The 254-nt window shown below is 45.3% G+C and carries 1 pseudogene; it reads left to right on the top strand.

Annotation, left to right across the window (positions count from 1 at the left end):
- Nucleotides 1–254 (top strand): annotated as a pseudogene (locus FTW16_RS21175) (histidinol-phosphate transaminase); the annotation flags it as partial.

Here is a 254-nt window from a genome sequence, read left to right as displayed (position 1 = left end):
ATCGATGTTCTATTGAAAGTTATTGCGCCATACCCTGTGCCAATCCCTGTTGCTGATATTGCTGTTCAAGCACTTTCGGAACATGGGCTTGCAAGAGCGAAGTACCAAGTTTTGGATCTAAGTGCTAACCGAGCGTATTTGCAAGCGGGTTTATTGAGTATTCCTCAAGTGACGGTCTTTGATGGTTGGGGTAACTACTTATTGGTTAAATTCCCGAATGGCGATGAGCTATTCAAAGCGGCTTGGGACACTGG

Origin of the sequence: Vibrio sp. T20, from assembly GCF_007858795.1 — a bacterium.
GTDB classification, from domain to species: domain Bacteria; phylum Pseudomonadota; class Gammaproteobacteria; order Enterobacterales; family Vibrionaceae; genus Vibrio; species Vibrio satsumensis.
The sequence above is the reverse complement of the archived record's forward strand: the minus strand, read 5'-3'. Positions and strand labels throughout refer to the sequence as shown.